The following is a 21,654-nucleotide window of genomic DNA, read 5'->3' on the forward strand; positions in this document are numbered from 1 at the left end:
ATATCGTATTTCAGCCGCATAATGAAGCAGCTCAATTAATTTAAGCGCCATAACAATCGATATTCGACTTGTGGTCACCAATATGTTATAGAGAATCATCGCGATTAAATCGATCATCCGCACACAGCCCTAGTCCATCCTTTCCACCGGATGTCTTTATTATTTCAAGAGCCTGATGCATACACCAAATGATCAGATTTCAAAATAAAATCCCTTTTCTTTTAATTCTTCGTATTTTTCTTTATCAAAACTATAGATCTTTGCTGCTCTGGCATGTCTATCCTTTTGCATATCGCTATGGTCGATCAACAGATCCATGCTCAGTATCTTTTTGCGAAAATTACCGCGATCTATCGAACGCTGCAGAATCGTTTCATACAATTTGTGCAGGTCTGGTAAGGTAAACTGCGCTGGCAGCAGTTCGAATCCGATGGGCTGGTAACGGATTTTACCTTTTAGGCGTTCGACCGCGACAGACAAAATCTGCTGATGATCAAAAGCCAAATCAGCAACCTCTTCCAAACTAAACCATTGCACCGCATCGATGTCAAGTCCGGCCTCCAGGGTATATTCGTTAGGTTTAACTAAAGCATAATAGGCAATACTGATGACCCGTCCCCGGGGATCACGATTTAATTCCGAAAAGGTATAGAGTTGCTCAAGAAAGATATTGCTGAGCCCAGCTTCTTCGGACAATTTACGTAGCGCACATTCATCCGCAGTTTCATCCTCCTGAATAAAGCCGCCGGGAAATGCCCATTTCCCTAAGTAGGGTTCTATTGCCCGTTTGGTTAACAACAGTTTAAGCTGATTTTTTTCAAAACCAAAGATCACACAATCGACTGTAACTGCGGGTCTGGGGTATTCGTAGTTATATGTTTTTGGAGTACTGGCCATCTTGTTATAAAATTACGTCTGTGGATTTTTTGATCTGTATGCCATATTTTTCACGCAGTGATTCAAAAGCCTGCAGTGTAGCCTCTTCGAAACCAGCAATAGGCGACATACAGTCGATCAGTAGTGTAATGCGAGACGTAATCGCTTTATCCTCCGCAAAATATTCCAATATCTGCATTGCAGATGCCAATACACAGTGACTTGATGCCTGTCCTGCAATATAGATGGCATCGTAAGCCTGGATAGCCTCGAGCACGGCATGATTGACAAATTTATTGTCGTCGTATTCGGCTTTGATGATACCATACATTTCAGTGTAGGGATCCTGTCCTTTATAGACCAATAGGGGTTTGACTCGCCGTGCGGCGCTGTGAAAATAGAGCATATTGGTAAATTGACTTTCCAATTGCGCCCCTGAACTCCCCTCTAAACAATGATAGGGCCAGATACAAAGCTCCTTTCTCCCTTCGGCTTCTAAATTTTTAAGATAAACTAGAGATTGTTCAGCTGTGTCCGAATTGGCAACAGTCCAGGTTCCATCGATAAGATCCTTGTGACGGATGACCGTAAAAGGTTTAGGCTGATTTCCTTGCTTATCCACCCACCAGTCTGCATGGAAAATCTGCCGCAGTGAATGGCAGTCAAGGCTGCACATAACCTGCGTCAAAGAAGCCATATTGTTGTATATCCATTGGGTCAGTCGTTGTACATCAGCACGCGAACCAGCTACCGGTAGACTCCCAATGGATTCCATAAAATCGTTTTGTACATCAATCGCCAAAAGCAGTGTCCGCTTTTTATCTGATGCAGCAGGCAGGATTTGCTCCTGTTCCGCCAATGACAATATAGCCGGAATATCCCCTCCTTTTTCGGATGCGATCTTCCTTACATCAACGATCTGTTCATATCTTGTTTTCATCTGTCAATAATTATGTGTTTTAGGTATCCTATCGATGATATAAATAAATTGTTATGCTCCTATACCATCTGTCAAATGGGCGTTACTCCGTTTAAAATCTACATTCCTTTAGCCAGAATTCTAAACCCAAAGATTTCTATCAATTATGTTTTTTACTAGCCTTTGAAAGTTGGAATCGCCGCAAACTTATGCGCAGACTGTTGTTGACGTCTGCGGATCAGTTCATCTATCGTTGAATCACCGGATGTTCCAGTCAGAATAAATCCGTCAATCTGTGCATAACGCATGCCCAATTCTTCTTCGTCTGTCTGTCCTTCCCATAACCCTGCAGAGGGGCTCTTATATTGAATGGATTCGGGAACACCTAGGTATTTTGCCAGTGTATATACTTCTTGCTTGGTCACCATGGCCAAGGGATTAAGATCATAAGCGCCATCTCCCCATTTGGTAAAGTAACCTACGGTCGCTTCGGCCATATTGCCGGTACCGATCACAAAACGGCTTCCCAATTGTGCAAATTGATAGAGGTAGGTCATACGAACCCGTGGCCGGATATTGGCTAAGCTCAAAACACGGTTGGATTCGCTGGAGGCTGCGATATAGGCTTCATTATTGATGGTCAACGCATCGACAGCTGGCTTGATATCAAAGATATGGTAAGGAAAATCAAATTTTTCAATAAGCTCCATCCCATGTGCATGACTCTTACTATTGTTCATATCGCTACCATAGGGCATCATGACCAAATGGACATCCACTTTCGCCAGATGGCATAGACAAGCCACCACACTACAATCAATCCCGCCGCTCATGCCAAGCACTAAACCTTGACGGTTTGCCGCATTTACCTGACCCGCAATCCATGATGCCATTTTTTGGGCATACTGTGCAACGTTTTCATCATTGATGAAAAACGGTTTTCTTAAGTTATTTTCCATATACTCTTACTGATTCTGTTTCCAATCTGTTTCTTATTTCCTTAAAACTAGCCGCGCTGACAAAGGCCCCATCCACAAAACATTCTTTGAGCAGATTACGTTCATTCAATTGTTCGATAGTTACTGGATTGAGGTCGTCTATCATACGAAAATCGTTATCTTCGAATATAACAGCAACCATACCCTTTTGGGATTTTTTAAAGTTACCTGTATCTGTGGCCGGCCTTTTCTGAATAGCTTTAAACTGACCGTCAACAATTTCGGCCGTTCCCTTTAAAGCGAAGCCAAAGGTATCTCTCGTAACATACTGATAGGTATAGGATCCTATTCCAAGTATTGTATTGGTCGAGGCAAAACCTTTCGCCACCAAACCTTCGCAGATCTTTGTTGCCCGTTCCACGGTGATGGAATCGCCATATACAACAGCAATATGCGGATCAAGTTCTTTGAAGCCTTTCGCGTTGACCTTCCCGCCAAAAAGTTCAAACAAACGTTCGACAATCCCTTTTTGAACTGTTTCGTGGTCAGCTTCCGGATCACCACAAATAATCTTAACAGGATCGCCACTGTCTGGTCGAATGACAACTTTGCCTTCCCGTCCCATGATCAGTTCTTTCAATTGTGGCAATACATGATCGACAACATGCCATAGGTCATAGGTGTCGGACACAATAGAAATGTTTCCGCTGGGATAAACCTTCGTAATCAAATGCCGGAAGGCTTCAACCTCCTGTTCACCGTAAGAACACATCACACTATGTTCTGTTGAAGGCGTGTACATCATGACATCACTTGTGGCTGCGTAATAGGTTTTGAGGTATTCCCGAACGGAGAGTGTTGCAGAAACACCGAAGCTTAGTAAATGCCCGCCTGCAGTGCGATAAGCCGTTTCAGGTGACCCCATACCCCGCATGGAGAAATCTCCAGCTTGGGTGAATACTTTAGTGACATCACCTGTTTTTTCAGCAAAACCTGTCAACAATCGCTTGTATTGATCAGCGATAGTCGCAGCGGTCATTGGTGACCAGATATAAGCGGAGAGTTGCGTTTCAAGATAACCTGGCAACCAGAAGAAATCTGGATGGGTATTCTCGATCGTAAACATCGGCACGCCTATCGGTACGAGACTGCCCTCTTTCAAAGCTTTCACCTTAATCGGAAGATACCCCAAACGATGTAAAGCGCGTATATGTTGTGACTGATGTGTATTCGCAAAATTGCTATTGGTCATCGCGAACACTTCACGAATGGCTTCTTCATACTGCGCGACAACAGCTTCCTCAGGTTGGGCGAAAAAATATTCATCGAATGAATTACTGATCTCCGCCAGAGCGCCCTGCAATCCAAAGAATACAACATGGCTTATTCCTGCGATCCGGGACATCCGGGGAGTCCAGGTTTCGTATACCCATTCTGTATGTGCTGGATACTGATCCTTGTGACACAATTTGTAACCGTCCGTCCAGAGAATCGGATTTTTGCTCATTGCTCTAAACATAGCTTTCAGTTGTTAAGTTGATATAATTTAATTTCGGATGCGTAGTGTTCATCATAGAATCTGTGGTGAAAACAAGGTCGATCGGTGAATCTTCCTCCAACAAAGTCCCTTTGAAAATCCTTGGCTCACAATGGGTCACCAACAGGTAAATTTCACTTGCCCCCATCTCCTTTAGAATTTTTCCAGCCCAGAGAAATGTTCCACCTGCAGAACATAGATCATCGACAATTATGCATTTGGCACCTTTGACAATGTTACCAGTTTTTAACTTCATCGCTTCGATACGTCCCGTCTGTGGATTACGTTGCTTTTCAAAGACACAGGCATCTTCGTAGCCACTATTTAAATAGCGTGCTGCTGCCCCTTTATCCGGAAATACAATTCGGTCATTGTCCGAAAATTCGAATTTTCCCATTAGTTTCGGCAACCAATCTAGCGCAGGATAGATCGCTACACTATTTTCCAGTAAGGTGAGGGTTGTTTCGGAATGTGGCTCGACAACATATACTTTATCAAACTGCAGGCTATTAATAAATGCAGCGACATATTTTAGGGTAAACAGGTCGCCCTCAATTTTGCGATCCATACGACTATAAGGCATATAACGAATCCATAATTTACAACTCGCCCCTGCTTCCTCAAGTCGCTTCTTGACAAAAAACAAACGGATCAAATCGCCATCTTCCTGATAGGTAAATTCTAGCAGATTATCCGCTTTGATCCACTGATCGAAATCCTTCACTTTCGTTTCTCCATTTGGAAACTGTTCGGTGATGAGCTGATGTTTATTTAATATAATCATTTTTCTTTTTTTACAGCCATTCTAGTTGAGTACTTTTTACTCAACAAATATGCGTATTATTTTTACTTTAACAAAATTCATTGAGTATTTTTTACTCAATGAATCAAAACAAAGACACAATCAGCTAAATATCAGTGGAATAAATTTCATTAAAAACACTTTATTTATTAATAAAGCACAATACAAAATCACAGTTTTACCTTCAGCGACACCTAAACATACGCAAACAAACGCTAAAATTTGCTTGAAAATGAGAAACACAAAACGACCAGGAGGCCGTATAAAATTAGCTGAATACAGGGATAGTATCTTTCGCAGAAAACCGGATCTTTGTCTTTAAGACAAACAGTCAAACGAATTGATCACGATCGTTGACTGCCAAAAGAACAAAATATTCGCATGAACAAAGCAAATTTAATCAATAAGGATATTGAAGCTATTTTACAAACAGAATATCAGGACATCTCGCAGTTGGTCAAAGATTATCAGGACGTTCCGGTCAGTGAAGAAAATCAGGAAGCCTTATATGCCTATAACCTGCTTTACATGAATATACATTCCTTATCGGAACAGGAATATCTTGATGCATTCAATCAACTAGGTGAAAAATACCCTAATTACGGTCTAGCGGCAGAAAATGACCACAGAAGAACAATTGCCGAACTGGAGCGGTTGAAACAGGCGTTCAGCCAACTTTGCTTACAAACCGAGCAAGGGCAGTATTTACTTCAACTCAAACTCAGGAGTATTGATCTGGACATTCAAGTATATCGAAAACTGATGCAATTGCCGATTACTCCGGCCATTCAAGCCGACATCGACCTGCTGGAATCAGCCTCCTATAAACTTACAGATGAGATTGAGGCAATTTTAGCGCAATATGATGTTGAATAACTTGTATTTTGTTCGAGCATTTCTTTTGCGGACATCAACGTATATATGCTATTTATTTATCAGTCTAAGCACACTCTTATTGCCACAGGACACTTGGGCCGCTTCGCCTGATCAGCTCCAACAGCAGTCATTCAGTCCCTATTCGATCAGTGACGACGGCTATTTACACTATAATCTACAGGTAAATGATAGCAGCTATCTTGCTATAGTATTGAATCTGAATACCCTATTCCCAAGCACAAACGTCGAGAATCTTAGGCTGAAACAATATGAATTAACAGGCTCAGAACTTAAAATCAGTAGTTATCAGGGGTCTCCCATTTCTATTCATTATCAGGTTACTGATAACGAACTCAAAATATTAAGAACCAGCAATTTACCATCCAAACCTAGATTGAACAGCCATTTATTTTCTTTGAACTTTATCAGGGAACTGGAAACTTTATTTGCAGTGAACGATTTAGAACAATTAAAAATACTCAACTGGGGGACCGTTCCCAAAGAAAACATACTCTTGTTTTTAAGCCAATTGAACGATTTCTCCAACACAGCAGAATTTGGTTACAATGCGATCCACAATTTGTTAGCCAGTAAAAACTATGCTGTGGCAAAGTTCTTTTATAACTCATTTTTGACAAAGAATAAGAATTTCAATGACTTCGAATTACTTAAAATGGCGATCGAACAGGAGGACTTGGATTTTATCAAAAAACATCCTTAAACAGTTTAGACATCTTGGGTATAGATGAGGTCAAATTCGACTACAGTTTTACACAATGCACCTTGCTCGGTAAAGCAATACAACAAAAAAATAAGGTTATCGCACGTTATCTTTTGGATCATCGTGCTTCAACAGAAAAGGTATACAAATATGAAACAGAAGTACTTAATGCAATTCAATTCGCAGAGCGGGCGAAAGCAAAAAAGCTAGCTGATCTTTTTAAATAAAACAACACTTATCACATATCAAACTATCTATCATCCTAATAGCTAAACTTAAAAACAATTCATAGCCATAAGATAAGGACAACAACTTATGCTATGCACTACTTCTGGTAGTATAGTGACTGAATAACAGCATAGCTGTTTAAAAGGAATGACAGGATTGAAACAACAATACATAATCAGCGCATACTAACAACAGCTAAAATAACGTTACCAAAATAAGGTCATACAGATAAATCTATAAATTATGCCGATACGTTTCTTATCTTGCTGGAATAAAAGATGATAGCAGATTATATGATCCTATTTAAAAAACTACACATATGAAAAAAATAGCTTTATTTGTCCTGTTGCTCATTTGCACGCTCCTGATCGGGCTATCTTATTTCCAGATTAATGCAACGAAAGCTCAAAACGGAGCTTTAGATAAAAAAGTTAACAGTAGCGCGATGCTACCTCAGTTAAAAGATGGCGATATGATCTTTCAGTCATCCGTCTCGCCGCAGTGTAAAGCTGTGCAACTAGCCACAGGTTCTCCTTACTCTCACTGTGGTCTTATTTTTCATGAGGATGGAAAACCTTACGTGCTGGAGGCTGTTCAACCCGTCACAGTGACCAGCATGATGGATTGGATCGCTCGAGGAAAAAACAAACATTATGTCATCAAACGACTTAAAGAGGCAGACAAAGTACTATCGACAGAAGTTTTAGCTAAAATGAAGGGAATCGGTAAAGAATTTTTGGGCAAAAACTACGATGCTACATTCGAATGGTCGGATAACCGAATTTATTGTTCGGAACTAATCTGGAAAATCTATCAGCGCGGTGCCGGAATCGAAGTGGGCAAACTGGAAAAACTCAAAGATTTTGATCTCAGTAGCGTCGAGGTCAAAAGCAAACTCAAAGAACGTTACGGCAATCGGATCCCTTTGGAGGAAACAGTAATTTCCCCTGCATCTATTTTCAATAGCAAGCTTTTGACAACAGTAGCAAGCAATTAATTTAAGACTCGTTCAAGAGGGACAGTGCAGCATTTATAAAAACTGAAATTCCTATTTTAAACGCCTTTTCGTCGAGGTTGAACTGAGGATTATGAAGCCCATGTTGAGTCGCATTATCGTTATTATTCGTCCCTACTAACATAAACAAAGACGGATATCGATAAGAGTAATAAGCAAAATCTTCTGCTGCCATCCAAATTTCCAAATCCTGTACCACGTCATTCCCCATGTTTGCCTGTATGATATTTTTTACCTGCTGGGTCAATACAGGGTTGTTGTTCAAGGCTGGATAGCCATGTCGAACCTCGACATCCACTGTCGCTCCCAAAGCGACAGGTAATGTTCGCGAAATTTCGGCAACTGTTTCCAACGCTTCTTTACGCCAGGCTTCGTCCATTGTCCGGAAGGTTCCGGCCAGTTTGACTTCTTCAGGGATAACATTCGCTGCCCCCTCACCGATAAAACGACCAAAAGTAAGTACGGATGGGATATCCGGATTCGCCTTACGGCTGACCACTTGCTGTAAGGTCGTGAGCAGCTGCGCAGCGATCATAATGGGGTCGATGGCCCGATGTGGCTCAGCAGCATGACCACCACGTCCTTTGATTGTCATATAGAATTCATCACTCGAAGCCATAAACCTTCCTGGTCGTAAGCCTATTTTTCCCAATGGAACGCGTGGACTTACGTGCATTCCCAAAATAGCCTTAATCTTTCCACCAAAAGATTCCAATATCCCGGATTCCAAAATCTGGATTGCCCCACCGGGAATTTTTTCCTCCGCAGGCTGAAACAGTAATACAATCTTTCCTGAAAATTCAGCTTTATACCCCTTTAAGACTGAAGCTACACCCAATAGATTTGCTGTATGAAAATCATGTCCGCAAGCGTGCATGACACCTTCATTTTTAGATTTATAGAACACATCATTCTGCTCATGAATCGGTAACGCATCAATGTCGGCCCTTAAAACCACAATAGTATCACTAGGTGATTTTTCGCCCTCCAATAGGGCAACCACACCGGTATTGGCCACAAGTTTAAATGGGATATCGAGTGCGGTTAATTGTTCCTGGATATAGGCACTCGTCTCATACTCCTGAAAAGATAACTCAGGATGCTGATGGATATGCCGACGGATAGCAACGACCTTCGGGAAAATGGCATCAATTTCGGCGTTCAAGTCTTTCATTATCGAGATATTAGTTGAAAACGATATTTCTATTATGATAATATTATATAAATCGTCCAACAAGTTAAGTTAAAAATGTTGTATACCAAAGCCAAGGGAAGAAATACCAAGTCTATTAGGCGAACCTGCATAGCGTCATAATCGCGTCAATATTGTTGCTTTGGGGGCATTGTGATCAGGCTGTTTGATTTTCACAATAATTTGTTTGAATTCTATATATTTTGTATCCATCAATGGAATTATTTTTGTCGACAAATTATCACGATGGAAAAAAACACTAAACCCAGACAATCTTTTGTTCCAACGATACTGGCTTTTGCGCTTGTTCCGATTACAGGTCTTGCTACTGATATCTATCTCCCCTCGATGCCCCAAATGGCGGCAGAGCTTGGTCTCAGTGAAAGCCGTATCCAGTTAACACTGTCCTTATTTCTGATCAGCTACGGTGTAGCTCAATTCTTCACGGGCGCACTCGTGGATGCGTGGGGAAGATATCGGATCAACCTGATTTCACTGTTTCTCTTTATCCTTAGTTTTTGGATAACCGCAACTACTGATGATATCTGGATTATTTACGGCATGCGTATTCTTCAGGGAATTCTATCTGCATTCGTCGTCATTTCCAAACGGGCTTACTTTGTCGATGTGTACGAGGGCGAGCAACGCAAGCACTATCTCAGTATCATGACCATCGTCTGGTCTATTGGACCTATTATTGCTCCCTTTATCGGCGGATATCTTCAAACACAGTTTGGATGGCGTTCAAATTTCATGGTCCTTGCTGTTTATAGCGCCATACTTTTTGTTCTGGAATTTATCTTCTCTGGCGAGACAATTAAACAAAGAAAACCACTACACGTCAATTATCTTATCGGCGAATTTAAAATGATGTTAAAGACAAACGATTTTACTTTTGGCGTGTTGATGTGTGGAATATCTTACGGCTTAGTGATGTTTTATAACCTTAGTGGCCCATTTTTTATCGAGCATCAATTGGGTTACGGAGCAATCACCACGGGCTATACATCACTTATCATGGGATTAGCTTGGATGTGCGGTGGTTTTATTGGAAAAGCGCTGATCAAAAGAGCCTTAATACCAAAGCTGCGAGTCGCTAATTTTATCCAGATTATCCTGGTACTACTGATGATTGTGGTATCCCCTTATCAGACGAATTTATATACACTAACATTCTTCGCATTTGCGGTACATTGTTCCGCCGGATTTATATTCAATAATTATTTCAGTTATTGTTTGGGTCGATTCCCATTGTCAGCAGGAATAGCCGGCGGATTGGTCGGTGGAATTACTTACCTATTAACGTCCTCCCTGAGCTACGGTACAGTCAGTTTAATCAATCCCTCTTCTCAACTTGAAATCGGACTGGGATACGCCGTATTTGCGAGTTTGGGACTGCTCACACTCTTTTTCATCAGTAAGCTAGCTAAAACGAATAGGCTATAGCTAAAACAAATAAAAAGACTTTGTCAATTTTAAGCTACACATTTCAATATAGCTGCTATTTTATTTTTGGAATAAGTTAAAAACAGTTATCTTTGTATCATCATAATTTAGGTTTATAATTGGTTATTGAAGGTTTTCATTCTCCCCGTTTGAAAACCTTTTTTTATGCCCATTTTTATTGATTCTTTTTTTATTAAGGGACTAGACAGCGTCCAGCACTCGGCTTATTGACCGGAAAGGACCCGCAGTCAATTTTCATAATCGTTGTCCTTTTGATAACATGAAGATTTATGATATAATTATCTTAATTATTTTTAACACTAAATTTCTCGATATAGGTACGTGGGCTTTCTTTATAGAATTTCTTAAACGTTTTGCTAAAATATTTTGGGTCATTGAAACCGACCTGATAGGCAACTTCACTAATACTCAATTCGCTATCACTCAACAGTATTTGCGCCGCTTTTTTCAGACGTACCATATTGATAAATTCGACCAGATTCAAGCCCGTTTGCTGTTTTATTTTACGGTATAAAACTGACCTGCTTACCCCTATTGCCTGCGTGAGCTCTTGTACACCGAAATCCTCGCAGCCTAGATTTTCTTCCACAATACGCAATACCTGATCCAAAAAGCGTGTTCTTTCGGTTGTCTCTGTCGCTTGTCCTCCCAAAAGATAATTTTGAACAAACTTTTCTTCCAAACGTTTTCTTGTCTGTATGATATTTGATATCTTTTGAATCAAATGTGGCATACTGAATGGTTTGGTAATATAATCATCAGTTCCAACTTCAAAAGCTTCGGTAATATAAGGATCCGCCGTCCGCGCAGTCAATAAAATAACCGGAATGTGATTTGTACTATTATCATTTTTTACCTGTTGCAACAGCGTGATACCATCGCAATTTGGCATCGTCACATCCGAAATAATAATATCAGGCTGCTGTTCATGGATCAAGGCCAGCGCCTCGTTTCCATCATTGGCTTCCAAAACCACATATTTTTTGCGTAAATTTTCACAAAGAAAACATCTCAGCTCCACATTATCTTCAGCGACAAGTATAATCGGTTTCTCATCCGTCGTACGATCAATTTCTACGGGAGTATGCTCATGCTCTTCTACCAATTGTTCAGCCTGTTCAGGGATAGCGTCGATAGCTGACTCACGGAAAATATAAGCGGTCGATGATGGATCCGTAGGCAAATTTTGCTGTGGTAAACTGATCCGAAAGACTGTATTATAGGCTAAAGGTTCTGCGGCCATATTACTTTCAACAGTTAATATACCGCCATGTAATTGGATAATGGATCGTGACAATGCAAGTCCAATACCACTACTTGTGGCAACAAATCCTTCGGTATTTGCCTGATAGAATTGTTCAAATACAAATGGAATATCTTTTGCAGGGATGCCTCTACCGGAATCCCAGACGGAAACAAGTAATTTAGCCGCATCGTCATTGCCCTCGAGTTCAACTTGCACTTTTATCCTTCCGCCCTTATCGGTAAATTTAAAAGCATTGTAAATAAGATTGACAAGCACTTTCTCAAACTGCTCAGGATCAAAATATGCCTGGTAATCAGTGGAAATATTATTATCAAGGAAAAACTGGATATTATTCTTCTCTGCTATAAAATGGAAGTTTAATAAAACGTTTTTCAGATATTCGGATACAAGAACTTTCTGACTGTGCAGTTCCATTTTTCCGCCTTCATGTTTCCGGAAATCAAGTAGTTGATTGACCAAATTCATCAAGCGATTGGCATTTCGTGTGGCGTAGCCCAGATGTTCCTGTGCATAGTCAGATAGCGAATGATCCGTTTTCAATTGATTCAATGGTCCTATAATCAAAGACAGGGGTGTGCGGAATTCATGCGAAATGTTTGTAAAGAAATTGAGTTTGGCCTCATGTAGCTCCTCCTGTTTTTCAGATGCAATTTTTCGGATCAAAAGGTCACGTTTTAGTTTATTTCTACCATGAAAAAAACGGATAATCAAGAACACAACAAAACCCAAAATCAAGAAATAACCTGTATAAGCCCACCATGTTTTCCACGGTGCTGGGAGAATTCTTATTTTTAAAACCCGCGCCTTTTCATTCCAGATTCCATCATTATTTGATCCTTTTATCCAGAGTTCGTAATTCCCCGGATCCAAGTTTGTATATGTAGCGACCGGATTGCTTACAAAATTCCACTCTTGATCAAAGCCTTTTAAGTAGTAAGCATAGCTGTTTTTTTCAGGATGAACATAGTTTAACACACTGAATTCAAGACTAAATACATTCTGATTATGATCTAAGACCAATTCATCCATCATGGATATGTCCTTGGGGATTACACCATCTATTCCGGGTCTAACGGTACGATTAAACAATTTAAGATCAGTAAACTGTATCGGCGGAACATAGCTATTGACGCTAAGACTGTCAGGATTGAATAGGGTAAAACCAGAAAAGCTACCAAAGGCGAATTTTCCGTCTCGTAGCACGGTGGCTGCATTTTGAATATATTCATTACCAGGCAAGCCATCCACTTTTGTATAACTTCTAACAGTTCCAGCTTGCGGGTCGAAACAAGTAATTCCTGTATTCGTGCTCAGCCACAATTTGTTCTTTTGATCACTCAGTATACCAAAAACATTGTTGACAGGTAGTCCATTTTGTTCATTGAAACGTTTAAAGGCTTTCTTTTCGGGCAGATAGCGATTTAAACCGCCCATATAGGTTCCGATCCAGATTTGTCCTTTTCGATCTTCGTGAATGCTAATGATATCGTTACCACTGATTGAAAGTGAATCGTTTTTACGGTTCAAAAAAGAAATGAATTTATCGGTACCTGCTATTTTAAGATTGAGCCCATTCGAAGTACCGATCCATAAGTTACCTTTGGAATCCTCCATTAATGCTCTCACCATATTAGAGCTCAATTGTTTACCGGCAACGTTGAAAGTCTGGAAATAACCGGTTTTTTGATTTTTCCGCTGTACCTGCAAACCACCGCCGAATGTTCCGATCCAAATATCGCCCTGCCGATCTTCCAGCAATGCATACACGTTATTGTTTGCCAGTCCATTGATGTTATTGGGATCAAAACGAAAATGCTCGTAAACCTGTTGTCCCTTACGTCTCAAATTTAATCCACCATCATAGGTACCAACCCATAAATTTCCCTCGCGATCGCGACAGATGGATTTTACATTATTATGGCTCAGGCTTCCCACATTACTTTTGTCATGCCGTTCATTAACAAAAGAATTGCCGTATCGGTTAAAATAGTTCAACCCCCCCCCCTCCGTTCCAATGACCAAATCGCCATTTGGATTCTCCAAAAAAGCACTGACTACATTGTAGCTCAAGCTGTTTCTCCGAGACTGATGCGTAAAATTTTGAAAATTAGGGATATCTTTATCGTAGATATTAATCCCGCCAAAATAAGTACCGATCCAGATAGAGCCTCTTTTATCCTGAAATATTGGCCGAATAGAGTTGTTACTCAAACTATTGGGATTGTTATCGTCGGCCTGTATAAATAATATTTTCCCGTTTCGGTATAAATAAAGGCCATTGAATGTTCCAATCCAGATGCTCCCATCGTCAGCCTTCTTCAAAGAGCGTACATCCTGATTCGCCAAATTTACAGTAGGACTGTCATCCGTATTCAAAGAAGATACCTCTCCTGTATTTTCATTGATTATTTTTATGCCGTTGTATTTCGTTCCTACCCAAAAAACACCAGGCGCAAATTCCAGAACAGCCTGAAATCGTTGATTTACTTTGTTAACCAATCCTTTCTGATTGAAATAAGTCCGCAACACCTTCAATCTATTGCCATCCTTGGAAGCTGACTGCATCAGCACGATTGCATCATCTGTGCAAAACCATAATCTTTTCTTCCCGTCCTCGTATATCGTTCTAAAATTTCTAAAATATGAGCGGCCATTGCTCCCCTCCACCGTGATTTCATTGAAAACTAACTCAGCCTCCAAATGCGCGCCTTCTTTTATCCGATATAATCCAACATTTGTCGCAATCCAAATTACACCATTTGAATCTTGGAAAATCTGATGCACATTTACTTCTATTTTCCCACTTGTACTCTCAACCACAGGTAAAGGAATACGTGTAAAATTATCTGCATTTCGATTGTATAAGTTAAGACCACCTGTTGTCCCTACCCAAAGACGTTGTTTCCTGTCCTGGGTAATTGCTTGTATAAAATTATGTTCCAGGGAAAGGCTATCCTGCGGATTGCTTCTATAAATTGTAAACTTACGTGCATCATATTTATTCAGGCCATCCCGCGTACCAATCCACATAAAGCCCAAGTGATCTTGTTCGATAGCAAAAACACTCCCTTGTGATAAACCTTCGTTTACATCAAGATGTAAAAAACGATAGTTCTTCTCCTGTGCATTAGAAATAGAAAGGACAAACAGCGTACTAAAAACCCAAAGTATACAAATACGTAATGGCATCATGAGGAATATAATTGAAATTGGATACGATAAAAATAATCATTCCATTCTATAAACACCAATAGTTATTTATTTAATCTATCGTTCAATTGTTGCTCATAAAGTGACTCTAAGAGCAATTTTTTATTTTGATTTTCCCAAAAACCGGCAGTCCTGTCTTTAAAACGACCTTGATTTTTTTCCCCCACTACCCCTATGGCAAAATTTTGCCCGGAAGCCCAAGGCTGTTGTACGGCTGCACGCTTGACTTTGCAATTCCACAATACCTGTGTCACGCCGGCCCAACCGTGTCCGCTCCCCCAGTTACCGCGATCCTGAACATTAATCTCGCCATCGGTGGTTATCTGATCGTACAGGGTGTCTACTGCCCAACGATGATGTGGTCCAATATCCGCATGGGTATTTGTTGCAGTGGACAAGCTAAAAACATTTGGCCCCAAAGTTCTTGCTCCCGTGACATAGTCATGCCGCCCTTCTGTGGTATATAATTGTCGAAATAAATTGAGCTGACCATTGTTATTGAATGAATACCTACGTCCCCCTGTAATTTGAGATTTGGGATCCAGGCATTTCGAATTGATAACGGATGTTTGTTTTGCAAAGGCTCCCAAGCTTACTGCCGCAAAACCAAAATAGCGTGCGGTGATGTTGCGCACCCATGCATTTTCGACTTTATCAAATTCAACAGCTATCCAACCATGATTTTCGTCTGTTTCGTTGGCGAATTCGGATTCAAAACGTAGGTTTTCAACCCCGACTTCCCGAATACGCCCTGTAAAGCTATAAGGTACAACAGACACTTTACCAAACTGCGGATCTATGGCCATAACAACTGGATTGTCTAAAAACAATGTATCTCCGCTGATGGCGGAGATAACACGTTCAAATTTTAGTTTGTATTCTTTGGTTGTCCATTGTTTTGTCCCTTCCCGTGCTATAATCTGATTCATTTTAATGGCATTAATCCAAGCTTTATTGAGTTCATAAGAAAGGAGAACCGGTTCACCTTTCTGGAAGACATGACTATCGTCCACAACGACATACTGAGTTCCAACCGGTATATATATTGCTTTAACGACCTGTTCTTTAGCCTTATCTTCGACATAATTCCCTTCGCCAGAAATTTTCAGCAAGCTACGCTGTTGCCCTCCGGTCGCACGCAATAAGGTTTTACCTTCCATATCGCCTTCACCTCTCAGAACGATACCACTCGATCTGATCAGTAAACTCCCGGGGATATTATACGTGCCTTTTTTTAGCATTATTGCTCCTCTATACCCATTCTTATCGAGGGGTTTTCCGGAAATTTCATCGATGGCACGCTGGATCATCTGTTGATCAGTTTCATCTTGTGTAGGACGCAACGAAATAGTGTTAGCAATAGTAGGAAGCGGCCGATTTCCCTGATGATAGCCAACCCGGCTAAAATCAGGGATGATATTCCCCTTATTATCGGGAAAATAGATTAGTTTTCCTTCTGGGTCTTTCCGTACCAAGCTCGATTGTACCTTACCGGAGCGCAGGTTCTCCTCCCGGAGCAAGGCTTCTAAAAAATAGTAATCGGCATAACTTAAGGGCTTATCGACCTCTGAATTGGAGGGTTTTGATCCCGTACTGTGCAGTAATATAAATCCCTTGTTTTTATTTGGAGGGGACATATATCCATCAATTAGATTTGATAATATCGTGCGTGCCCTGCTCAAATGCTCCTTTCCCTGTTTACTGAACGTACTCAATTCCAATAGTCCGGATGCGATCACTGTTGCGGCTGAAACGTCCCGCGGTTCGTTGGGAATATGAGGTGCATCAAAATCCCAATAAGGGATTAAATCATTGGGCATTCGCGGATGGGCAAAAAGCCAATGTGCGATTTGTTCTGCTTGCTGCAGATATTTCGGATCACCTGTTTCGCGATAGCACATGGTATAACCATACAGAGCCCATGCTTCCCCCCGGGCCCAGGTAGACTCGTCACTAAAGCCCTGATGTGTATTTCTGTGCTGTATTTCGCCGCTGACGGGATTATAGTCAATAACATGATAGGTACTGTAATCCGACCTAAAATGGTTTTTCATGGTTGTGTTTGCATGGCTAACAGCAATATGGTAATACGTAGAATCCCCGGTCAGTTTTGTTGCTTCAAAAAGCAATTCCAAATTGAGCATATTATCAATAATTACCGGAAAATCCCAACGATGGCTATTGTGATCCCAAGAGCGGATACATCCGACCTTTGGATTAAACCGTGTTGCCAAGGTCTTAGCGGATTGGATAATCACATCCCGATAATGGGTATTGGCAGTAAGGCGATAGCCATTACCAACGCTACAAAAAATCTTAAAGCCCATATCGTGGGTCTTTCCATTATATTGTTCGGCTTCTATTGATTTGGTCAATTCGCCCGCTAGCTCTTTCCATGTATGTTTGCCGGATTTCTCATATAAATACCATAAAACCCCGGGGTAAAATCCACTTGTCCAATCGCCACGCTTTACCGCTACCAACTCGTTGTTTTCGGAAAGTGTACGTGGAGAAGCCAGTGTAGAATCCCCTTTTTTTAGCAGCTGTAGTTCCTTATAGAGCAATTGCGACTGCCGCTCAGCAAGAGCCCAGGCTTTTTTCAATTGACTGTTGCTCTGCGCTTTCATTTCCTCAGCAGCACAAAGGATATATGTTATGCACAATATCCAAATGATAAACCGTTTTCCGCGGCTAAAACGATTCGAAACATCTACGTATTTTGATCGCAGCTTATTTATATTGAAAATCATATTATATTTAGGTTTATTTAAGTAAAAGGTTAATTGGTCAGATCTTTCGTTGGAATAGCATTGTTACGCGGTGATTATAACCAGATTAAAGGATTTCGGATAGGCAAGTTACGAATGACCTCTTCCGTCTTGGGATTGTGATCGAGCTCAGCCCAAAGGCGCAAATAACTACTGTCTTTATAAGCATTTGCAGCAAAGACAAGAGCAGGTTGAGCAATAGGCCACTGATCCCAGTACATTACATCTTTTTGGTAAGGCCATTTGGCTTTATCTTCGATATAAGGGACCATGAAATCGATTCCTTTTTTTATTGTACGCCCATCGGACAGCGTATATTGCCATAGCGATTCATCTGCTGTTGATAGGATATGACAAATCATGACCATTGCATCTAGGTTAAAAAGGGAATATCCAAACGGCTTCGTGCGTTGAAGTTCCCGTGGAAAACTACCGTCTTTTTCCATCTGATTGGGCAATAAAATTTGTTGATAGCGTTCGCTGCACATCTTGAGCAAAGCTGTGTCCTTTACTAAGCTGGCAAAGGAGGCTACCTGCATCACCCAACAAGTGCCATGATTATTTGCTGCATTCATTTCATCTTTACCGTATTGGTGCTCCGTCAACCAGCGTAAGTAGGTAGCAAACCAACGGTGTATGGCATCTTTAGTTGACTGTGGAAAGTTAGGATCATTTTCGAGCATTTTTACGCCCTGTGCCACTTCCATTAAATGAATGGTGTCAATAATCCCGATACCACGCCCTGTAAATCGTCCTTGTACAGCTTGGGCATACAGCAGATTTGGACTCATCCTGGTCGCCGAATCAACAAACCAGGCATTCAAATGCAGCAGCGCCTGTTGTACGTATTTTTTATCAGGCTGCAAACGATAAGCAGAGGCTAATGCACCTATAATTCTGCTAAAGCGGATCATGGCTTTTCGATGGGCAACAAAATTCGCAGGATTACTCATGCCGTCCCGTTGAATATAGGGTGCATTTGCATCCTTTGGATCGGGCCACCAATAGTCACCCTCCGAGTAAAAATCATGAATCCCTCCGCTGCTTCGAACAGCAGGATAAGCCGTTACGGTCATAGGCTTCTGCTTCATCGCCCATTTTGACTGCTTCTTTATAATAGGACGCAAAACAGTCGCGATCTCTCTGTTAAAATATGCATTGGGATGATTCGCCCCTGCTAATAGAGGGACCAGCACAATCCCAATAAATGTGCTAGCGCGTCTGAAGATTGATTTCAAATTCATTTCCTTAGATTTTTATAAGCTATTTTGGGATAATGCGGTACTCCTTGCCGCGAACGGTCTGAAATTCAACTTCAAAGATCTCATTGGATGGCAAGGGAACTAATTTTTCGCGATCAACAACATGGTAATCCAAAGCGCTTGGCTTGTATAACAATTCATTTTCAGTTCTTACAGCTTTATTTCCATCCAATCCAATTACTTTCACTGGCATAGCGGTCCGTAACTTGCATATTCCACCTATATTGGAAACGATGCGCGCCTCTTGCAATTTATTATCCTTCCAATCCATATCGACTGTAAAGTTTCCTCTTGCTTTAATTCCCTTGATATGTCCCGCGGACCACTCATCGGGTAATGCGGGCAATAAATGAACTGCACCATCATGACTTTGCAAAAGCATTTCAGTCATTCCGGCCGTAGCACCAAAATTTCCATCGATCTGAAACGGAGGATGTGCATCAAATAAGTTCGGATAAGCACCACCACCACTCATTTGAGCGCGGTCCAGTTTGGGATCAATAAAATTCAATGCATCCTTAAGTATTTTATAGGCATGGTTTCCATCCTGTAATCTTGCCCACCAATTTGTTTTCCAAGCCATCGACCAACCGGTACTCACATCACCGCGCAGAAGCAACGATTTTTTTGCCGCAGCGGCCAATTCACTATTTGCTGTAACGCTGATCTGGTTACCCGGGTAAAGTCCAAAAAGGTGTGAAATATGTCTATGCTGATCTTTGGGATCATCCCAATCTTTAAACCATTCTTGCAGTTGACCATATTGTCCAACCTGATAGGGATATAATTTTGCTCTTGCCTGCTCCAATGTCGATTTAAATTCAGGATCAACCTGTAGCACATCGCAAGAACGAATTACCGCGGTAAATAGCTCACGGATAATGGCCATATCCATCGTGGATGCCAAGGTTAATTGATATTCCTTTCCTGCTATTTTAATTGTATTTTCAGGTGATGTAGATGGATTTGTGATCAGGTATTTATTTTCAGGATCAGCAATTAGCCAGTGTAACATAAACTGAGCCGCCCCTTTCATAAGTGGATAGGCTTTATTTTGGAGAAAAGATTTATCTCCAGTAAAGCGATAATGCTCCCACAGGTGCGTGCTGAACCAAGCCGCAGCCATTGGCCATGCAGACCATCTCGGCATTCCCTTTGGATCCCATTCATATCCCCCAGGAGGAGAAGTTTTGGCCCACAGATCTGAATTATGATGGACCACCCAGCCCTCCTTTATGTTGTAATTTACGGCAGCAGTTTTAGCTCCATTAACTGCCAATTCCTCCATAAAATCAAATAATGGCTGATGACATTCGGACAGGTTGGTATTTTCCGCCAACCAATAATTCATCTCAGTATTGATATTTGTGGTGTAATTACTTCCCCAAGGCGGTTGTACATGATCATTCCAAATCCCTTGCAAATTAGCAGGTCTTCCCCCCTGTCGTGAGCTTGCAATCAGTAGATAACGTCCAAAATGATAATACAACGTCAATAAATCAAGGTCGGCAGGTCCTTTGGAAAATTGCATAATGCGCTGGTCTGTCGGTAAACTTGCATGTGTTGAAATTCCGGCCAGTTCAAAATCTACCCTGCTAAATAGCGATCTATAATCCTTTTGATGATCAGCAAGCAATGTTGCGAAATTTTTAGCAGCAACCTGTTTCATCAAACCGTTAACTGCGGTTTTTACATCTTTTCCTGCTTGACTTGGCGATTTGTCGAAACCATTAAAACTGGTCGCTTCTGTCAGCAATAATAATACCTCATCAGCACCAATGATACGAAGCTTATCCTTTTCCTGCTGTACCTTCCCTCCTTTTGCCTCTACTTTGACACGCATTTCGAAAGTCATTCCCTTTCCTTCAATGCTATCATAAACCACTTGCTTAGGCTCATAATCCCTATTTGCAACAAAACTCGGCGCTTTCCCCACAAGACTTAATATATCACTTCCGATTGCAGAAACTGTACTTTTAAGCTTACTCGTCATGGATAGATCGAATGTAATCGATTTTGCTCGATCTGCTTTCAGGCGAATGACCAAAGCTTTGTCAGGGTAGCTGACAAAGCTCTCTCTTTGATATTGAACACCTTGATAAGTATAACTTACCGTACTTACCGCCCGTTCCAAATCCAAATCTCTTCGGTAAGCTTTCACCGCTTTCTCGTCTTGGTGAAAATCTAACCATAGATCGCCCATAGGTAAATAACGTGCCGAATAAGGACCTTGCATTTTCTTCCAGAGGGCAGCAGCTTCTTCATATTTGCCCGCTAAAACGGCTTCACGTACGGATGGTAAAATCTGTGGACCGTTTGGGTTGTTGCCGGCCTCGGGTTCACCCGACCATAAGGTATTATCATTCAACTGAAAACGATCTTTCGTTACCCCGCCAAAGACCATAGCCCCAGTTGTACCATTGCCCAATGGCAATGCTTCTTCCCAATAAGCAGCAGGTTTATCGTACCAAAGTTCCAGCTTCTTCTGTTTATGCTGTGCAAAACCGTAATTCACAGTCCCCATTATCCCGAGCAATAGTAAAATGCTCAAATTACTGTTCAATTTTATCATCGCA

The 21,654-nt window shown here is 41.2% G+C and carries 15 protein-coding genes; 5 read left to right on the forward strand and 10 right to left on the reverse strand.

Annotated features, from left to right (window positions below):
* Positions 1 to 192: 192 nt before the first annotated feature.
* From ACK8HY_RS07415 to ACK8HY_RS07435, 5 genes are all read right to left on the reverse strand, one after another.
* Entirely contained in the window at positions 193 to 897 is a 705-nt protein-coding gene (locus ACK8HY_RS07415; RefSeq protein WP_077432648.1) for an NUDIX hydrolase, read from the reverse strand.
* A gap of 4 nt (positions 898 to 901) precedes the next feature.
* On the reverse strand, positions 902 to 1,816 hold the full coding sequence (locus ACK8HY_RS07420) for a hypothetical protein (RefSeq protein ID WP_077432647.1): 915 nt from the start codon (positions 1,814 to 1,816) through the stop codon (positions 902 to 904).
* Between the two features lie 155 nt (positions 1,817 to 1,971).
* Positions 1,972 to 2,754: an NAD(+) synthase gene (nadE, locus tag ACK8HY_RS07425; protein ID WP_077432646.1), complete on the reverse strand. Its 783-nt coding sequence runs from the start codon at positions 2,752 to 2,754 to the stop codon at positions 1,972 to 1,974.
* The gene (locus tag ACK8HY_RS07430) at positions 2,744 to 4,252 is read right to left on the reverse strand and encodes a nicotinate phosphoribosyltransferase (protein WP_416133236.1); all 1,509 of its coding nucleotides are present in this window, start codon (positions 4,250 to 4,252) and stop codon (positions 2,744 to 2,746) included. Before ACK8HY_RS07430 ends, nadE begins: the two co-directional genes overlap by 11 nt.
* Positions 4,245 to 5,054 (reverse strand): phosphoribosyltransferase family protein, encoded by an 810-nt coding sequence (locus tag ACK8HY_RS07435; protein ID WP_416133237.1) that lies wholly within the window; start codon positions 5,052 to 5,054, stop codon positions 4,245 to 4,247. Before ACK8HY_RS07435 ends, ACK8HY_RS07430 begins: the two co-directional genes overlap by 8 nt.
* Positions 5,055 to 5,453: 399 nt before the next feature.
* On the opposite strand from ACK8HY_RS07435, the gene ACK8HY_RS07440 reads away from it, so the two are divergent.
* The 4 genes from ACK8HY_RS07440 (at position 5,454) to ACK8HY_RS07455 (ending at position 7,894) form a co-directional block, all read left to right on the forward strand.
* Positions 5,454 to 5,948: a hypothetical protein gene (locus ACK8HY_RS07440; RefSeq protein WP_077432642.1), complete on the forward strand. Its 495-nt coding sequence runs from the start codon at positions 5,454 to 5,456 to the stop codon at positions 5,946 to 5,948.
* On the forward strand, positions 5,935 to 6,669 hold the full coding sequence (locus ACK8HY_RS07445; RefSeq protein ID WP_416133238.1) for a hypothetical protein: 735 nt from the start codon (positions 5,935 to 5,937) through the stop codon (positions 6,667 to 6,669). Before ACK8HY_RS07440 ends, ACK8HY_RS07445 begins: the two co-directional genes overlap by 14 nt.
* A 14-nt stretch (positions 6,670 to 6,683) precedes the next feature.
* The gene (locus tag ACK8HY_RS07450; protein WP_416133239.1) at positions 6,684 to 6,896 is read left to right on the forward strand and encodes a hypothetical protein; all 213 of its coding nucleotides are present in this window, start codon (positions 6,684 to 6,686) and stop codon (positions 6,894 to 6,896) included.
* A 320-nt stretch (positions 6,897 to 7,216) separates the two neighbouring features.
* On the forward strand, positions 7,217 to 7,894 hold the full coding sequence (locus tag ACK8HY_RS07455) for a YiiX family permuted papain-like enzyme (protein ID WP_077432640.1): 678 nt from the start codon (positions 7,217 to 7,219) through the stop codon (positions 7,892 to 7,894).
* 1 nt (position 7,895) lies between these two features.
* Here the strand turns inward: ACK8HY_RS07455 and ACK8HY_RS07460 are convergent, their stop codons facing one another.
* Positions 7,896 to 9,086 carry a M20 metallopeptidase family protein gene (locus ACK8HY_RS07460; RefSeq protein WP_416133240.1) on the reverse strand — a complete coding sequence of 397 codons (1,191 nt, stop codon included), beginning with the start codon at positions 9,084 to 9,086 and terminating at the stop codon, positions 7,896 to 7,898.
* Between the two features lie 264 nt (positions 9,087 to 9,350).
* Between ACK8HY_RS07460 and ACK8HY_RS07465 the strand changes: the two genes are divergently transcribed.
* Complete coding sequence (locus tag ACK8HY_RS07465) at positions 9,351 to 10,550, forward strand: MFS transporter (RefSeq protein ID WP_416133241.1); 1,200 nt, start codon at positions 9,351 to 9,353, stop codon at positions 10,548 to 10,550.
* Between the two features lie 304 nt (positions 10,551 to 10,854).
* Here the strand turns inward: ACK8HY_RS07465 and ACK8HY_RS07470 are convergent, their stop codons facing one another.
* From ACK8HY_RS07470 to ACK8HY_RS07485, 4 genes are all read right to left on the reverse strand, one after another.
* Entirely contained in the window at positions 10,855 to 15,030 is a 4,176-nt protein-coding gene (locus ACK8HY_RS07470) for a two-component regulator propeller domain-containing protein (protein ID WP_416133242.1), read from the reverse strand.
* Between the two features lie 62 nt (positions 15,031 to 15,092).
* Positions 15,093 to 17,798 (reverse strand): hypothetical protein, encoded by a 2,706-nt coding sequence (locus ACK8HY_RS07475; protein ID WP_416133243.1) that lies wholly within the window; start codon positions 17,796 to 17,798, stop codon positions 15,093 to 15,095.
* A gap of 74 nt (positions 17,799 to 17,872) precedes the next feature.
* Positions 17,873 to 19,060: an alginate lyase family protein gene (locus tag ACK8HY_RS07480; RefSeq protein WP_416133244.1), complete on the reverse strand. Its 1,188-nt coding sequence runs from the start codon at positions 19,058 to 19,060 to the stop codon at positions 17,873 to 17,875.
* 19 nt (positions 19,061 to 19,079) lie between these two features.
* A complete protein-coding gene (locus ACK8HY_RS07485) occupies positions 19,080 to 21,650 on the reverse strand; it encodes a glycosyl hydrolase family 95 catalytic domain-containing protein (RefSeq protein ID WP_416133245.1) in 2,571 nt (856 codons plus the stop codon).
* Between the last annotated feature and the right edge of the window lie 4 nt (positions 21,651 to 21,654).

Source organism: Sphingobacterium sp. NGMCC 1.201703, assembly GCF_047784615.1.
Taxonomy (GTDB): domain Bacteria; phylum Bacteroidota; class Bacteroidia; order Sphingobacteriales; family Sphingobacteriaceae; genus Sphingobacterium.

What these genes read in the sequence shown, in the direction of transcription:
- ACK8HY_RS07415 (WP_077432648.1), bottom strand. Translation starts at nt 897, where the DNA reads ATGGCCAGTACTCCAAAAACATATAACTACGAATACCCCAGACCCGCA.
- ACK8HY_RS07420 (WP_077432647.1), bottom strand. Translation starts at nt 1,816, where the DNA reads ATGAAAACAAGATATGAACAGATCGTTGATGTAAGGAAGATCGCATCC.
- nadE (WP_077432646.1), bottom strand. Translation starts at nt 2,754, where the DNA reads ATGGAAAATAACTTAAGAAAACCGTTTTTCATCAATGATGAAAACGTT.
- ACK8HY_RS07430 (WP_416133236.1), bottom strand. Translation starts at nt 4,252, where the DNA reads ATGTTTAGAGCAATGAGCAAAAATCCGATTCTCTGGACGGACGGTTAC.
- ACK8HY_RS07435 (WP_416133237.1), bottom strand. Translation starts at nt 5,054, where the DNA reads ATGATTATATTAAATAAACATCAGCTCATCACCGAACAGTTTCCAAAT.
- ACK8HY_RS07440 (WP_077432642.1), top strand. Translation starts at nt 5,454, where the DNA reads ATGAACAAAGCAAATTTAATCAATAAGGATATTGAAGCTATTTTACAA.
- ACK8HY_RS07445 (WP_416133238.1), top strand. Translation starts at nt 5,935, where the DNA reads ATGATGTTGAATAACTTGTATTTTGTTCGAGCATTTCTTTTGCGGACA.
- ACK8HY_RS07455 (WP_077432640.1), top strand. Translation starts at nt 7,217, where the DNA reads ATGAAAAAAATAGCTTTATTTGTCCTGTTGCTCATTTGCACGCTCCTG.
- ACK8HY_RS07460 (WP_416133240.1), bottom strand. Translation starts at nt 9,086, where the DNA reads ATGAAAGACTTGAACGCCGAAATTGATGCCATTTTCCCGAAGGTCGTT.
- ACK8HY_RS07465 (WP_416133241.1), top strand. Translation starts at nt 9,351, where the DNA reads ATGGAAAAAAACACTAAACCCAGACAATCTTTTGTTCCAACGATACTG.
- ACK8HY_RS07470 (WP_416133242.1), bottom strand. Translation starts at nt 15,030, where the DNA reads ATGATGCCATTACGTATTTGTATACTTTGGGTTTTTAGTACGCTGTTT.
- ACK8HY_RS07475 (WP_416133243.1), bottom strand. Translation starts at nt 17,798, where the DNA reads ATGATTTTCAATATAAATAAGCTGCGATCAAAATACGTAGATGTTTCG.
- ACK8HY_RS07480 (WP_416133244.1), bottom strand. Translation starts at nt 19,060, where the DNA reads ATGAATTTGAAATCAATCTTCAGACGCGCTAGCACATTTATTGGGATT.
- ACK8HY_RS07485 (WP_416133245.1), bottom strand. Translation starts at nt 21,650, where the DNA reads ATGATAAAATTGAACAGTAATTTGAGCATTTTACTATTGCTCGGGATA.